Below are 1,570 nucleotides of genomic sequence, written 5' to 3'. Positions count from 1 at the left end.
CGCCACGACAACTTCTTCGAGCTCGGCGGCCACTCGCTGTTGGCCGTGCAGCTGATGAGCCGGCTGTCGCAGGTTGTTGGCGTCGAGCTGCCGCTGACGAGGCTGTTCGCCAAACCGGTGCTGGCTGATCTGGCGGAAAGCATCGTCGAAGATTTGAGCCGCGCCGGTCCGCAAGACCTGCCGGCGATTGCGGCCGTGTCGCGCAATGAGCCGCTTGTGCTGTCGTTTGCGCAGCAGCGGCTATGGTTTTTGGCGCAGCTCGACGAGGGCAGCACCAACTATCATATTCCGCTGGCCTTGCGGCTGCGGGGGGTGCTCGACCGCGTCGCCTGGCAGCGCAGCCTTGACCGTCTGTTTGCACGTCATGAGGCGCTGCGCAGTGTCTTTGTCGCGCCGGAGGGCAAGCCCTGGGTTGAGGTCCTGCCGCCGGATGCGGGGCTGCCGGTGCTCGAGCACGATCTGCGGGACAGGCCGGATGCTGAGGCTGTGCTTTCGGATCTGTGCCATGAAGAGGCGCGCACGCCGTTCGATCTGTCGCGCGGGCCGCTGATCCGCGCTCGTCTGATCCGGCTGGCGGATGAGGAGCACGTCTTCCAGCTGACCCAGCATCACATCGTCTCCGACGGCTGGTCGATGGGCGTCTTGATGCGTGAACTGAGTCAGCTTTACCGGGCGTTCGAGGCTGGACAGGACGATCCTTTGCCGCCGCTTGCGATCCAATATCCGGATTATGCCGCCTGGCAACGGCAGTGGCTGTCGGGGGAACGGCTGCAGAGCCAGGCGCAGTATTGGCGCAACGCCCTGTCAGGCGCACCGGCCGGGCTTGCGCTGCCGACGGACCGCGTGCGGCCGGCCCAGCAGTCGTTTGCCGGGGCGACGGTTCCGATCGTTATCGATGCGGATCTGACGCGGCGGCTGAAGCGGCTGAGCCGGCAGCATGGCACGACGTTGTTCATGACGGTGCTGGCGGCCTGGGCGGCGGTGCTGTCGCGCCTGTCGGGGCAGGACGACGTCGTGATCGGCGTGCCGAGCGCCAATCGCGGCCGGCGCGAGATCGAAGAGCTGATCGGCTTCTTCGTCAACACGCTGGCGCTGCGGGTCGACCTGTCGGGCGCGCCGAGCCTGGCGCAGCTTCTGGAGCGGACGCGGCGCACGGCGCTGGCCGCGCAGGAGCATCAGAACCTGCCGTTCGAGCAGGTCGTCGAGATCGCGCAGCCGCCCCGGCATCTTGATCACACGCCGTTGTTCCAGGTGATGCTGGCCTGGGAGAACAATGCGGTCGAGTCATTGGACCTGCCGGGGCTGAGTGTGGAGGCTGCCGGGGAGGGGTATGATCAGGTCAAGTTCGATCTGGAGCTGAGCCTGGGCGAGCGTGGCGATCAGATCGCCGGATCGCTGCACTATGCCACGGCGCTGTTCGACGAAGCGACGATCGAGCGGCAGCGTGGTTATCTGCTGGCGCTGCTGCGGGCGATGGTTGCCGATGCCGGGCAGCCGGTCGGCCGCATCGAGCTGCTGTCGCCCGAGGAGCGGACCTACCTTTTGGAGGAGCTGAACCGGACGGACGCGG

At 66.8% G+C, this 1,570-nt stretch carries 1 protein-coding gene and 1 pseudogene; both read left to right on the top strand.

Annotated features, from left to right (window positions below; translation table 11 throughout):
* Positions 1–126 (top strand): annotated as a pseudogene (locus tag NKI72_RS34910) (phosphopantetheine-binding protein); the annotation flags it as partial.
* 123 nt (positions 127–249) lie between these two features.
* A partial coding sequence (locus tag NKI72_RS34905) for a condensation domain-containing protein (protein ID WP_352852237.1) occupies positions 250–1,570 on the top strand: 1,321 nt, incomplete at its 3' end.

The organism is Mesorhizobium sp. M0437 (genome assembly GCF_040321335.1).
Lineage (GTDB): Bacteria > Pseudomonadota > Alphaproteobacteria > Rhizobiales > Rhizobiaceae > Mesorhizobium.
The sequence above is the reverse complement of the archived record's forward strand: the minus strand, read 5'-3'. Positions and strand labels throughout refer to the sequence as shown.